This is a genomic window from Pleomorphomonas sp. JP5, assembly GCF_023721815.1.
Lineage (GTDB): Bacteria > Pseudomonadota > Alphaproteobacteria > Rhizobiales > Pleomorphomonadaceae > Pleomorphomonas.
In genome coordinates, this window is sequence record NZ_JAMDLI010000022.1 from 614,450 (window position 1) to 627,586 (window position 13,137).

General features: G+C 62.6%; 14 protein-coding genes and 1 tRNA gene. 5 read left to right on the top strand and 10 right to left on the bottom strand.

The features are described 5' to 3' along the window. Nucleotides 1-18: 18 nt before the first annotated feature. The 4 genes from dapA (at nt 19) to M4J40_RS22270 (ending at nt 2,305) form a co-directional block, all read left to right on the top strand. A complete protein-coding gene (gene dapA / locus M4J40_RS22255) occupies nt 19-894 on the top strand; it encodes a 4-hydroxy-tetrahydrodipicolinate synthase (protein ID WP_251756594.1) in 876 nt (291 codons plus the stop codon). 13 nt (nt 895-907) lie between these two features. After that, nucleotides 908-1,390 carry an SsrA-binding protein SmpB gene (smpB, locus tag M4J40_RS22260; protein WP_251756595.1) on the top strand — a complete coding sequence of 161 codons (483 nt, stop codon included), beginning with the start codon at nt 908-910 and terminating at the stop codon, nt 1,388-1,390. 65 nt (nt 1,391-1,455) lie between these two features. Continuing rightward, nucleotides 1,456-1,545, top strand: a tRNA-Ser gene (locus M4J40_RS22265). A 136-nt stretch (nt 1,546-1,681) separates the two neighbouring features. After that, entirely contained in the window at nt 1,682-2,305 is a 624-nt protein-coding gene (locus M4J40_RS22270) for an AraC family transcriptional regulator (RefSeq protein ID WP_251756596.1), read from the top strand. Here the strand turns inward: M4J40_RS22270 and M4J40_RS22275 are convergent. Continuing rightward, nucleotides 2,257-2,652 carry a VOC family protein gene (locus M4J40_RS22275; protein WP_251756597.1) on the bottom strand — a complete coding sequence of 132 codons (396 nt, stop codon included), beginning with the start codon at nt 2,650-2,652 and terminating at the stop codon, nt 2,257-2,259. The two genes, M4J40_RS22270 and M4J40_RS22275, sit on opposite strands and share 49 nt — an antisense overlap. Before the next feature lie 156 nt (nt 2,653-2,808). Then, nucleotides 2,809-3,750, bottom strand: a complete 942-nt coding sequence (locus M4J40_RS22280) for a GlxA family transcriptional regulator (protein ID WP_251756598.1) — start codon at nt 3,748-3,750, stop codon at nt 2,809-2,811. A gap of 84 nt (nt 3,751-3,834) precedes the next feature. On the opposite strand from M4J40_RS22280, the gene M4J40_RS22285 reads away from it, so the two are divergent. Further along, a complete protein-coding gene (locus M4J40_RS22285; protein ID WP_251756599.1) occupies nt 3,835-4,536 on the top strand; it encodes a DJ-1/PfpI family protein in 702 nt (233 codons plus the stop codon). Between the two features lie 40 nt (nt 4,537-4,576). On the opposite strand, the gene M4J40_RS22290 is transcribed toward M4J40_RS22285, so the two are convergent. The 8 genes from M4J40_RS22290 to fliF form a co-directional block, all read right to left on the bottom strand. Beyond that, a complete protein-coding gene (locus tag M4J40_RS22290; RefSeq protein WP_251756600.1) occupies nt 4,577-4,972 on the bottom strand; it encodes a hypothetical protein in 396 nt (131 codons plus the stop codon). 305 nt (nt 4,973-5,277) lie between these two features. Further along, nucleotides 5,278-5,952: a response regulator transcription factor gene (locus M4J40_RS22295; protein WP_251756601.1), complete on the bottom strand. Its 675-nt coding sequence runs from the start codon at nt 5,950-5,952 to the stop codon at nt 5,278-5,280. 325 nt (nt 5,953-6,277) lie between these two features. Beyond that, nucleotides 6,278-6,853, bottom strand: a complete 576-nt coding sequence (locus tag M4J40_RS22300) for a transglycosylase SLT domain-containing protein (protein ID WP_251756602.1) — start codon at nt 6,851-6,853, stop codon at nt 6,278-6,280. After that, nucleotides 6,807-8,033 (bottom strand): flagellar hook-length control protein FliK, encoded by a 1,227-nt coding sequence (locus tag M4J40_RS22305; RefSeq protein ID WP_251756603.1) that lies wholly within the window; start codon nt 8,031-8,033, stop codon nt 6,807-6,809. The genes M4J40_RS22300 and M4J40_RS22305 overlap by 47 nt, the downstream gene beginning before the upstream one ends. Next, nucleotides 8,030-9,214 carry a chemotaxis protein gene (locus tag M4J40_RS22310; protein WP_251756604.1) on the bottom strand — a complete coding sequence of 395 codons (1,185 nt, stop codon included), beginning with the start codon at nt 9,212-9,214 and terminating at the stop codon, nt 8,030-8,032. Before M4J40_RS22310 ends, M4J40_RS22305 begins: the two co-directional genes overlap by 4 nt. Continuing rightward, complete coding sequence (locus M4J40_RS22315; protein WP_251756605.1) at nt 9,211-10,611, bottom strand: MotB family protein; 1,401 nt, start codon at nt 10,609-10,611, stop codon at nt 9,211-9,213. Before M4J40_RS22315 ends, M4J40_RS22310 begins: the two co-directional genes overlap by 4 nt. Before the next feature lie 5 nt (nt 10,612-10,616). Beyond that, nucleotides 10,617-11,240 carry a hypothetical protein gene (locus M4J40_RS22320; protein ID WP_251756606.1) on the bottom strand — a complete coding sequence of 208 codons (624 nt, stop codon included), beginning with the start codon at nt 11,238-11,240 and terminating at the stop codon, nt 10,617-10,619. Continuing rightward, the gene (gene fliF, locus M4J40_RS22325; RefSeq protein WP_251756607.1) at nt 11,240-12,907 is read right to left on the bottom strand and encodes a flagellar basal-body MS-ring/collar protein FliF; all 1,668 of its coding nucleotides are present in this window, start codon (nt 12,905-12,907) and stop codon (nt 11,240-11,242) included. Before fliF ends, M4J40_RS22320 begins: the two co-directional genes overlap by 1 nt. Between the last annotated feature and the right edge of the window lie 230 nt (nt 12,908-13,137).

Below are 13,137 nucleotides of genomic sequence, written 5' to 3' on the forward strand. Positions count from 1 at the left end.
CCATCATGAAGAGGGATCATGTTCAAGGGATCGATCACCGCGCTCGTCACGCCTTTCCGCGACGGTGCCATCGACTGGAAAGCCTTCGAGGCTTTCGTCGACTGGCAGGTCACGGAAGGTAGTCATGGCCTGGTTCCGGTGGGAACCACGGGCGAAAGCCCGACGCTTAGCCATGACGAGCACAAACGGGTGGTCGAAACCTGCGTGAAGGTGACCGCCGGCCGCGTACCGGTGATTGCCGGCGCAGGCTCGAACAACACGGCCGAGGCCATCGATCTCGCCCAGTTCGCCGAGAAGGCGGGGGCGAACGCTCTTCTTGTGGTCACGCCCTATTACAACAAGCCGAACCAGGAGGGCCTTTACCGGCACTTCAAGGCGATCAACGACGCCGTCGGCCTGCCGATCTTCATCTACAACATCCCTGGACGGTCGGTGATCGACATGTCCGTGGAGACGATGGCCCGGCTCAACGAGCTCAGGAACATCGTCGGCGTCAAGGACGCCACGGCGAAGGTCGAGCGCGTGTCCGCCCAGCGTCATGCGATGGGCCCCGGCTTCATCCAGCTGTCCGGCGAGGACGGCACCGCGCTGGCGTTCATGGCGCACGGTGGTCACGGCTGCATTTCGGTGACGGCCAACATCGCTCCGCGCCTTTGCTCGGAGTTCCAGAACGCCTGCCTGTCGGGCGACTTTTCCAAGGCGTTGTCGATTCAGGACAAGCTCTACCCGCTGCACCACGCATTGTTCCTCGAGCCGAATCCGCAGGGCGCCAAATACGCGCTGTCGCTGATCGGCAAGATGCAGAACGAGCTGCGTCTGCCGCTGGTGCCCGTGGCGCCTGCGACGGAAGTTGCGTTGCGCAAGGCGCTCGAGCACGCCGGCCTCTTGAGCTGATGGACAGCAGGTGATGGCGCAGAAGAAGAAAAAGGCCGATCCGAACAGGAAGGTCGTCGCCGATAACCGGGCGGCGCGCTATCACTACGCGCTCGGCGAAAAGCTGGAAGCGGGCATCATGTTGCTCGGCACGGAGGTGAAAAGCCTGCGTGCCGGGCGCATCAACCTCGGCGAAGCCTATGTCGGTGTCGCCGGTAGCGAGGCCTACCTCTACAATGCCCATATCCCGGAGTATCTCCAGGGCAATCGGTTCAATCACGAACTGCGGCGGCCCAGGAAACTTCTGTTGCACCGCAAGCAGATCGACCGGCTGATTGCGTCGATCCAGCGCCAGGGCATGACCATCGTGCCGCTCCGCCTCTATTTCAACGAGCGGGGTATGGCCAAGTGCGAGATCTCGGTGGCCGAGGGCAAGAAGCTGCACGACAAGCGGCAGGCAACCAAGGAACGCGACTGGAACCGCGAGAAGGCGAGACTCCTTCGCTCGCGCGACTGAAGGCGATATCGACAGCGAATCCCTTGCCAAGACGATGAAAAGTCGACATGGTCGCGCGCCGGCAAGGACGGATGGCCGAGTGGTTTAAGGCAGCGGTCTTGAAAACCGCCGAGGGTGCAAGCCCTCCGTGAGTTCGAATCTCACTCCGTCCGCCATCACCCCTTTATTTGCTTGGTGCGTGCCGGTGACATTCGAATTGCCTCATGATTCCATTCGGGTTCAGCCTCCGCTGGCATCTGCTAAGTCGTTCGAATGAGTGCGCGTCGCGGATTTCACAGGTGGCACCATCGGGTGCGCGAAGCTGAGCAACACGTGGTGTTCCCGGATGGCTGCCGCGACGTTCTGGTCGTCCGCGAGCCCGGCGGAGTTCATGAAGTCTTTCTGACGGAGTTCGATTTCGGTCCCCGACCCGCCGTGTTGCGCCCGGGGACCGAAATCACCGGCTACCGCCTGAAACCGGGGGCAGATGTTTCCGCCCCCGTCGTCGAGGCGATTGCTGCCAACCCCGACCTGGCCGAAACACTTCTCGGCGACGCGTGCGGCGATTGGAACGATCTGGATGAGGCTATCGCGGCGCTAACCATGCCAGGGGCAACGGTGGCGGCAGTGGCTCGTAGCCTTGGCGTTTCAATCCGAACGATGCAGAGGCACTTTCTGTCTCGAAATCTGCCGCCACCCGACTTTTGGCGATTGCTGGCGCGAGTCCGCCAAGCAGCGAGATTACTCCGCGTCGCCGCGCCGCTTGCGGAAATGGCCGACGAGTGTGGTTTCAGCGATCAGGCGCATATGACCCGCGACTTCACGCGATGGTTCGGGCTGACGCCTGTGCAACTGCGCGGGAACGAGTCGCTGCTGAAGGTTTTGGGTCAGCCGGCGCTCGGCAACTGGACCGGCGAGCAAATCTCCACGAGATAGCCATCGGGATCGGCGACGTAGGACGTCGTCTGCCCCCAGGGTTCGTCGCGAACCTCCTGTATCGGTTTCGCTCCCGCGGCGACCGCTCGGTCGAAGGCGGCTTTCACGTCGGCGGTTTCGAAGGCGATCTCGAAGACGGGCGTTTTGGGGTTCGGTTTGCCGGGTGTTTTGCCGAGCTGGGTCATCAGAGCGACCGAGGAGAACGCGAGCTTGGTTTCCCCAGTGGCAAGCTCACCGTAATCGCCGGACTCGTGCAGGAAAACGCGTTTTAGGGCAAAGGCACGCTCGTAGAAATCGAGCGAAGAAGCAACGTCGGCGACATAGAGGATTGTGTATCGCAGGATCATGTGGACTCTCCGAAAGCAGGTCTCGGAGGAGTATCTGAACTAGGAGACGTTCGGCGTCTTGAACAATCGCGACACGCTGTGGGTTTGTGCGTCGCGAGGTTGCGCAGGCGTGAGCCCGGCAGCAAGACACCCCTATAATGTCAAACGGAATCCGGGCTAACCTTGGGATCGCCTGAGCGCCTGGGGTGGCTGACCGAAGCGTCTCAGGAATGCCCGTCGCATCCGTTCCGGATCGCGAAACCCAACGGCCATCGCGATCTGTTCGATCGGTTGGCTCGAGCTTTCGACCCGTTCGCGCGCCGCCTCCAGCCTGAGACGTTCGACCGCCTTGGCGGGGCTGGTTCCAACGATGCTCAGGAAAGCCCGGGAGAAGTTGCGCGGGCTCATCGCCATGTGTTCGGCGAGCTGTTCCACTGTCAACCTCTCCGCAAGATTGGCTCGCATCCAGTCGAGCAGGGGAGAGAAGCGAGTGTCGCCGTCACCCAGGTCGGCGAGTGCGGAAAACTGAGATTGACCGCCCGGACGGCGGTAATAGACGACCATTTCCTGTGCCACCCGCCGAGCGAGCTTTTCGCCCAAATCATCGGCGATCAATGCAAGGGCGAGATCGATGCCGGCGCTGATCCCAGCCGATGTCCATATGTTGCCGTCGCGGATATGAATGCGGTCGATCTCGACGCGAACCGATGGAAAGAGCTGCTGAAGCTGTTCGGCCCGACGCCAGTGGGTCGTCACGCGCTTTCCGTCGAGCAGTCCTGCCGCGGCCAACGGAAAGGCGCCGGAGCAGACACTGCACATCCGACGAACATTGGGAGCGCAAGCGCGCAAGAAAGCGATCGTTTCGGGGCAACGCATCGCATCTCGGCTGCCGTTGCCGCCGGAGATGATCAATGTATCCAAGGGCGCGGCATCGGCCACGGGCACACTGCTCATCGCGGCGCCGGACGAACTCTCCACCAGCCCACCCATGATCGACAGGAGCGTCAATCGATAGGCTTCCGGCTTCATTCGCTCGGCGATCTCGAACGCGGTGATCGGCCCGGACGCATCGAGAATCTGGAAGTCCTTGTAGAGAAAGATGCCGATGTTTCTGGTCATGGCTGAAAACGAGGGATCCTTGTCATTTTGGCAGACTGCTCGCTTGGGCATGATGGAGCAAGTCGAAAAGAGGGGGAGTTACCCGTGACCACATCGCCGTTTCGGATCGTCTTCGCCATCTACCCCGGCATGACACATCTCGATTTTACCGGGCCACATCAGTTTCTCTCGCGCCTGCCACGCAGCGAGGTGGTCGTTGCCAGTGCCGCTGGCGGAGACGTGCCAAGTGAGGGGCTGATTTTCGCGTCGACCCGGCGACTTGAGGATATCGCAGCCTGCGATCTGATCTGCGTACCCGGAGGCGCCAACGCCACGACCGTCGCACTGGATGACGCCTTTGTGGGGAATGTCAGACGCTTGGCGCTGAGCGCTCGCTACGTCACGTCGGTTTGTACCGGATCTCTCATCCTCGGCGCGGCGGGCCTCCTGAACGGCCGGCGCGCAGCCTGTCATTGGGCATGGCGTCACTTGCTGCCGCTATATGGCGCAGTGCCCGATGAGGCGCGCGTTGTCCGCGATGGGAACCTGATCACCGGCGGGGGCGTGACGGCAGGCATCGACTTCGCCCTTGTTGTGCTGGCCGAGATTGCCGGCGCGGACGTGGCCCAGATGGTCCAGCTCGGACTTGAGTATGCGCCTGCGCCGCCTTTCGACGCCGGTCACCCGGATCGGGCACCGGCGGCGATCCTTGCCGCCTATCGCGAGCGAATGGCAGATCTGTTGCCGGCTCGGGAAGCCGAAACCCGCGCAGCAGTCGAACGTCTGGATATCTGGGCGGAAAAGTAAGCCGACTCTCGGGCGCGCCAAGCTTGTATGATGCCAATGGTCAAGGAGCGCCGGCATCGAACGTGAGACCGCCTTGCACCAAGGATCCCTTCGGGCCGTACAGGCGTATGGACGTCTCGCAGAATGGCTTCAGTCCGTTGGCCGCAATTTGAAGGCCTGCCTGCTTCTCGGCATCGTCGTAAACTTTGCCCCACAGGTCGCACTCCATTTCACTTGGCCTGAACCCGTTCCAAGCAAGGGCAAGGTAACCAAGAAACGGCTCCAGGTTCCTCTCGAGGTTCGGGCAAAACTCCCCCGCCGCTCCGACCGCCGCCAGATGCTTGATCAGGTTGGTCTGCTCGTCGGAGTATCTGGAAGGACACGACGAGGAGGCGGCATGCGAAACACTCGACATGGCAAGGATGGCGACAACGGCTAGATACTGCGCTCGATACATCAGGCCTCTCGTCAGTGTGTGGTGTCGTGGACAAACGGTCCCACGGATAGTCCACTCACTAAGCGAGCGGCCCAGACACAATTACAACCAAAAGCGTGCAGCTCCAGCGGTTATTTTGCCATGCACCATAATCGCTGAGAGAAAGTAGCGAGAACGTTCAGCAGCACCCCGACGGACGACGAGTAACAGCGCTGGGGACCAGAACCAGTCGCCAGCGCACAGGTCTGCCGTACAAAGTTACTACGGAACGAGGTGCCATAGATAAACCGGCGGCGGTCCATGTGAAGACCGCCGCCGGGATTGGTTCAGCCGTTTTCCAGCATGTAGCCGACGTAACGCTTGGAATCGATGGGATCGAACCCCAGGCGTGCCCGCAGCTTCTTGCGAAGCTTGCTGATGTGGCTCTCGATAACGCTCTCTTCGACCTCTTCGTTGCAGAAGCCGTAGACGAAGCCGAAGATCTTTTCCTTGGTGACGCGTTTGTTCTGGTTTCGCACCAAGTACTCAAGAATTCGGCGCTCGCGGCGCGGCAGAACGAAGGGTTCGCCGTTCACTTCCGGGTCGCGCCCGTCGAAGAAGACGCGCATCGACCCGATGATTCGGCAATCGTCGGTCTGGCTGCCGGTCCGGCGCTGGATGGCGCCGGCCCGAGCGATGATTTCGCGGACGTGGACCGGCTGCCGAACGACGTCATCGACGCCAACGGCAAACAGATTCAGCGTCTGCTCGAGACTGGGAACGTCGCTGAAGGCAATCAGAGGAGCGCCGCATCTCTCACGGATGATTTTCGGCACCGACTGACGATCTTCGCAACTGCCCAGCAAAAAGCCCTCGATGGTTAAAAGGTCGCTGTCAGGCGCGGCCCCCATCCAGTCTCGGAACTCCGGCGATCGAAAACCGATCGAGGAAACCCCTTCTCGTTCAAATCCTGACGCGTAACCGGAAGTAACGATCTTCCGGTCATCAATGATGACGAACATAGCTCACTTTCCCCGTCAATCGACCTAGTGGTAAAGATCAACGTCGGGGATAAGCTAGGTTGAGAAGTGGATATTGGTCAACGTTTTGCTATATGTATCTGATGCGCTTCTGGAAATGTGTTTATGTATATGGAAACGCTACCATTCGAATTTGTACGATAAAAGGCGTTATTAAGTATCGAAAAATTCCATAAAAATATGCACTGTTGCCAATGAAGTTCATTTTCTATTCACATTGAGATTTATGTATACGCCGATCAAGAGATCGGTCAAGCCCTGCGAGGCTTGAGATCTGTATTTTTGCATACATTTGCAGTGTCCTCGTTCAACTCGCCTTGTGACCGCAGAACGCTGCCGAGTTGGGTGTCCATGCCCCGAACCCGCTTCTCACCATGTTGCCGATAACAAGACAGACATATCGCTTTTGCGCCGGGTTGTTGTTCGGGCCGGCGTGATAGCGGGCAACTGCCATCGTCCATGTGTCATGGCGGGCGTGCAGCTCGTTGAGGAAACGCGCGGCATATTGGACGTTCTTGTGCGGATCGAACATCTCGGCCACCGAGGCGAAGCGCCCGCCATGATAGTGGTGGTTGATCTGCATGCAACCGAGGTCGATGAGCTTGACGCCGCGTGCCCGCTCTTTCTCGAACCGAGCAAGGCCCTCCGCTAGGCTGGGAGCCACGTAAGGCTTGCCGGCAATGTTCATCGCCAGGGGCTGCAGTCCTTTCTTACCGCCACTTTCGGTCATGCCGACGGCGTAAAGCACGCCAAGCGGAATGCCATACTCATCGGCCGCCGCCCGCATTTCTCTCTCGCATATGGTCAGTTCCTCGGCCGGCGCGCGGTCGATGGAGCTAAAGGTAGAGATCGCCGCCAGAATGGCCATCACCGCTGTCTTCATGGAATGCTCCTTCCATGGGGTGCGGACGAGCCGACGGCCGATTGCCGCCGCCTGCTGCATTGTTCGAGTCCCCGTTGGCGCCAGCTTGTGCGCCGGAATGGCCCGATGGCGCCTGGCCGCCGGACCGATTGTCCCCGGTCATCTGGCCGCTGTCCGGGGATGTGGAGGTAGTTATGGTCACGACGTCGGCGGTGTAGCCCGATGCGCGCAAAGCCCGCGTCAGCATGTCCCTGTCCTTGGCAAGAAGATCGGCAGTCTCCTGGCGGGAGGCCACCACTTCGAGCTCGAGCGACTTGTCGACAAGCCGCATCTTGAGGACGACGGCGCCAAGATCCTCAGGTTCGAGCTTGAGGTGCAGCACCTTGAGCGGTCCTGAAGAATGACGGGTGGGCTCGGCAGGACGCGAGACGGCTTCTCCCCCAACGGGTTCGGCAAGGGCCGCGAGATCGTCGCCGATCGCGGTGGCGATCTGCTGAACCGGAGACAGGCGCGACACCGGCTCGAAATGCGTTTCGCGCGTAACGACCGACATCTTGATTGGGGCGATGTCCACGCCTTCGGACTCGACGACCGCATCGGTCTCCCGATCGAGAAGAGAAGACAAGGCGGCAAATGGATCGGCCTGTTCGGTCTCCGTCGAACCGGTCGAATGGCCGGAGGCGAGATCGAGATTGAGATCCATGTTGGATGGCAGTGTCATGCTTGGCAACCTGCCGGGGCGATTGGCGGCGGGCGGTGCTTTCTCCGGCGGCAAGCCTGTTCCTTCCACCGCCGGGGCGCGCGGGGTAACCAGCGTCGCCAGATCCTGGGCCGCGGAAGTTTGTCCTCGCTGTTCGCCGCCGAGCAGGGCCTGCAAGCCGGCCAGCGGTTCACCGCCGGCCACGGGCTCGGCTGGCGTCGCGGTTGCAGGGGCATCCGGCGGCGGTTCCGCCATCTCGTCTTGCTTGGATGAGATCCGATGGCGAGTGGGCGAGGGCGGACGTGCGGCGTCGCCGGAGACTTCCTTCGTGCTCTTGCCCCCGCTGCCGTGCACGGCGGGCGTTTGACCGCCGAGTTGCCTCAGCAGTGATCGGAAAGCGGTCTGCCGGTCGTCACCGTCTTTCTGCGCCCCCTTGCCGGTGGTCTTGTCGACCGGCTTCTCTGGGGTTGGCTGGGCAAGCGGCGTTTCGATCCTGGTCATGGACTGTTCGCCTTTTCAAGCAGGGCATCGGCGGTAGAAAGGCCAGCTTCGGCGGCGCGCATGGTGTCCGTCACCCATGTGTCGCCGCGCTTGGTGTCGGCGGCGACCGCCGAAACGGCTTCGAGTGGCGCGGACGTGGTCGGCTCCTCTCCGACAGCGGTGGCAACCGCTGTGGCGGCGTCGAGAAGGTCGACATCACGGCGGCCGAGTTGGCGGCGGCTGAGGCCGGAAAGGCGCTTGCGCACTTCGCCGATGTCCTTGCCGGGAAGGATGGAGGCGGCGGCGGCGTAGAGGCCGGCGCGCATGGCGTCGCGACCGCCGATGGGGGCGAGCGCCGCCGCATCGGCCGCAGCCGACCTCGCCGTACCGAGCTTGCCGTGCACCACGGCCGCCTGGGCAAGTTGCAGGAAAAGTGCGCGCTGGTTTTCCGGATCGGAAGATTTCAGGATTGCCTCCAGACGGGGAAACCGGTCGTCGCCGTCGGCAATCCCGAGCCGGGCGATGGCCGTCGCAAAGCGCTGACGGAAATCCTCCGCGTAGATCGACGTGCCGAAGCGACGCAGATACTGCTGCGAAAGGTACTCGAAGCGATCGAGGTTACCGGTCTGCGCGACGAGAAACACCTCGCGCCGCAAGGCTGCTTCTTCCACCAAGGTTCCAGGCATCAGCAGACGAGCGTCGTCGAGCAGGCCGATGGCCCGGGGCAGTTCCTCTCGGGCGACGAGGCTGGCCTGCACCAATGCCACCTGACCGCCCAGCGACATTGGCAGCTTGCGGGCATCCAGCGGCAACAGACGCTTGCGGGCTTCGTCCTCCCGGTTCTCGATATAGGCAAGCGCCCCCGTGGCGAGATCGGCATCGATGGCGATCGGCGGATCAAGTGTGAGGAGGCTCCGCATCAGCCGTGGGCTTCCGCCGGAAAGCGTGTAGGTGACGGCGGCACGGGCATTTCGCGCGTCTCTCCAAACGGAAGGGGAGGCGGCGAGAAACGCCTTCTCCATGACGGAAAGCAGTTCGCGTTGCGCGGCGACGGCGGTGGCATTGCCGCCAGCGATCTGCGCCTGCATGGTTTGCAGCGTCCGCACCATCTCGAAGGGCGGTATGCCATCGACTGGTGCTTCGGCGGCGGCGTGAGGGCCTGAGACCAGCAGCGAAACGAGGAGAAGGATGCGCCGGATCACGTCGGCATCTCCCGGATCAGGATTTCTATGCGGCGGTTCTCGGGCGCTTCCGGATCGCCGGTGTTCTTGAGCCAGTGATCGGCATATCCCTCGATCTTCTCGAAGCGTGTCTCCGGGACGCCGCCACGCACCAGCATGTAGTAGGCCATATGGGCGCGAGCGGTGGACAGGCGCCAGTTGTCGTAATCCTTGCTTCGGAATGGCCGGGCGTCGGTATGGCCGCGCACGACGATCTTGCCGGGACGCTCGCCGATCAGCTTGCCGATGGCGTCGATGGTGCGGATCAGTTCAGGCTCGGGTTCGGCCGAACCGACTGCGAACATGCCAAACTTGCGCTCGTCCATCAGTGTCACAAGGAGGCCTTCCGGTGCAGCGGTAACCTCGATACCCGGCGTCGGGCCGATGTTGCCGATGGCGGTGTGAATATCGCGGTCGAGTGCCTTGGCATCGCCTCCCATCTTGGCCTTGGCAGCCTCGGACTGCTCGGTGGACGTTGCAGCGACCGGCTTGTCGGGCGCACTCTCGGTCGTATTCTCGAGGCTTGCCGTGGCGGTTTCTTCAGGTGCAGCGAGCGGGGCGACTAGTTGATTGTCCTCGCCGCTTTTTGCCTCGGCCGGTGGTGGTGCGGGGAGCGCTGCGGACGCGACGGCGAGCTCCTGGCTCGGCGCGGGGGAGGCGACCGGCGGCTTGGCAGGTGGCAAGGGTGGGGTGTTCTCAAGTTCGGCTTCCGCGACCGGCGCGGGATCTGTCGCGGCGAGTTGGGACAGGATCGGCTTTCCCTCGGTCTTGTCGTCGACGACGTCGGTGCCGCCAGTCTCCTCACCATCTCCCGGCGCCGGAGTACGCGACATTTTCCAGTAGACCGGATCGAAGGGGTCGCGCTGGGCATCACCACCGTTGAGGCCAGGCTCTCCCGACTGGCCCAGCGTTTCAAAGGCACCGACGTTGTCGGCCAACTGGTCGGGTTCCGAGCCGGCAACCAAGGCGGCGAGAACGGCATAAGGATCTTCGAACAGTGCCGCCTCCGAATAGCGCGGCTTGCGCTCGTGCGGTCTGTCGAGCGTCTGGCTGTAGCCCTCCAGGCTGTCGTCGACGCTTTCCATGGCGGCCCTTTGGTCCTTGCCGTCCGGTATGCCTTCCTTTTCCGTTTCAAGCGGGTCGCGCAGACCTTTCTTGTCAACCGTCGCCTCGGCAAGCTTGATCGGATTGAAGTAGCTGGCGACCGCCTCGCGCGTCTTCTGGTCGGTGGCATTGATCAGCCACATGACCAGGAAGAATGCCATCATCGCCGTCATGAAGTCGGCATAGGCGATCTTCCAGACCCCGTGCTGAGGCTCATCGGCTCTGCGATGCAGCGACCGGCGAACGAAGATGATTTCCGGGGGCTCGGCACTCATGGCGCTCACTCTTCACTGTGCAGGAGGCGGGCGACCCATTCCTGAAGGCGGGTCTCGATCAGGGTTTCGCCTGCGGTCACGACGATGTCGGTCTGATCGCCGGGATGAAAGGAGATGGCGGCGGCGTGACCACCCAGCTTTTCGGCCAGGCGATCGAGCAGATCGGCCGGTCCGGTGATCTCCAGCGGCGGGGACGTGCCATCGGTCAAGATCCGCTCGACGCAGCTCGCCAGATCCGCGATCGACCGGTCGACGAGGCGCTCGACGAGAAACGGCCTGAGCGCGCGAGCAGCAGCGACACCGAGGCGGTTCCCGAGTTCGGCAAACCGCTCGTCGATCACGGCGGCAATCCGATCGGACTGTTCCTCCACCCAAGCCTTGCGAGCGGCATCATTTTCGGCACGAAGGGACCTTGCCTGCTCAGCCAGGGCTTCGGTCATCTGCCACTCGGCATCGGCACGCTCCTCGGCACGTACCGTTGCGACCGCTTCGGCCACACGGCGTTCGATCTCTTCGGCGACCGAGTATCCGAGCGGTTCGATCGGTGGTTCCGCCTCCAGCGCCACCGGCGGTGGCTCGGGTCGATCGAGATCGAAGACGGCGAGCACGTCAATGGCCGAACGGAACATCAAGCCGCCTCCTCTTCGTCCATCCACTGCCTGAGGATGCTGGCGGCCTGCTCCTCATCCATCTCAACCAGCTGTTCGAGCAACTTGAGCGGCGAGTTGCGCATGCGGGCATTCATGTCCTCGATCAGATGCTGCATGGCGCCGTTGGCTTCTCCGGCCGGTAGCGCCGCCTGACCGACGCCGGGCAGGGCAGTTGCGGCCGCCTCGGCGGATGTATCGGCCAACGCGACGACTGCTTCCTTCTCCTCCGCTTTTGCCTCGAGACGCGGCAACAGGGCATTCATCGCCGGCCTGAGGCCGAACCAGATGAGGAGCAAGGCGACCGCGAGAATGACGACGGCATTGACGACCGTGCCAGCCTGGCGCAGCAGCACGTCCTTGAAGGTCAAGGGGGGCACAGGCTGCATGTCGGAATAGCTGTCGGCGAAGTCGACGGCTGTCACCTGGATGCGGTCGCCGCGCCCTTCGTTGAGGCCGGCGGCCGAAGCTGCGAGATTGCGCATTTCCGTCACCCTCGCCTCGACCTGTTCGGCGGTGGGGTTTTCGCCAAGCGACTGGGCGATGCGCGCGCGGTTGACGATAAGGGCGACAGACAGCGACTTAACCTGGTATCCGTCGCTGATCACCTCCTTGGTGGTAGTCGATATCTCGTAGTTGGTCAGCTCTTCGCGGCGCTGGTTCTCCTCGCTGGAGCGCTCGCCGGCGTCGGCCGACTGAACCGTTTCCTCCGGCAGGTTCTGCTCGACGGTGGTCGGCGCATCCTGACTGGAGTTCTGCGAGTTTCCGCTTTCGCGCACGGTGCGGACGGAACGTTCGACGCGCGACTCCGGGTCGAAGAGGGTCTGGTTGGTGCGGGTTCGGTCCGTGTTGAGCTCGGCGGCAACGCTGATCTGGAAGTTCTCCGAGCCGAGGTAGGGCGTCAGTGCGTGCCGGATGTTGGCCTCGATGCCGGTCGCCACTGTCCGTTCCAGGCGATTGGTCTTGCTGCCGGGGAGAGTGCTCGCGTCTTCGCCAGAGGCCAGGACGGTGCCTTCCGTATCGAGGACGGTGATGTGATCCACGCCGAGGCCAGGTACGCCTCCGGCAACCAACTGGCGGATGGCCTCGGCCATCCTGACGTCCTCGGGGACGTCGGTGCGGATGATCACCGAGGCCGAGGGCGGCTGCTGATCGCGCCGGAACGAGCCACGGTCGGGCAGCACGATGTGAACCCGCGCCGCCTTGACGCCCTTCATCGTCTGGATGGTGCGGGCAAGCTCGCCTTCGAGTGCGCGCACCCTGGTCACTTCCTGCATGAAGGAGGTCAGGCCAAGCGAGCCAAGTTCGTTGAACAGCTCGTAGCCGGCGGCGGCGCTGCGGGGCAGCCCCTTCTCGGCCAGCAACATGCGCGCTTGCGAGGTCTGGGGCGGTGTGACGTAGACCGTGGCGCCGTCTGCGCTGACGTCGAAGGAAATGCCGGCATCCGTCAGCGCCGAGCCGATGCGCGACGCGTCGCCATTCTCAAGGCCGGTATAGAGCACGGTATACTGCGGGCGGCTGAGGTAGTAGGCCGATCCGGCGATCAGGACCATCATGGTGACGGCGACCGTGGCCAGGGCGGCAAGTCGCTGCGGACCGAGGTCGAGAAGATTGATCCATAGGGTTTCGGCGTGTTCGCGAGCGGTCATCTGTCGATCTCGATGCGGTCCGTTGCGTCAGGGGCGGAGCCGACGAGCGGCCCGGGTGCGTCTTGCCGTCAAGTGTCGGTCCGGAAACTTGTGCGAGCATTGCCGCCAACGAAATGAAGGCTGCCGCCACCAAGGAAATCACGAACCTCCGCCAGAGGCGGAGGTTTGGGACGCTGCGCTTGGGCCACTAGAAGTGGCTTTGTTACATCAGGGGATCAGCTTGAACAGAT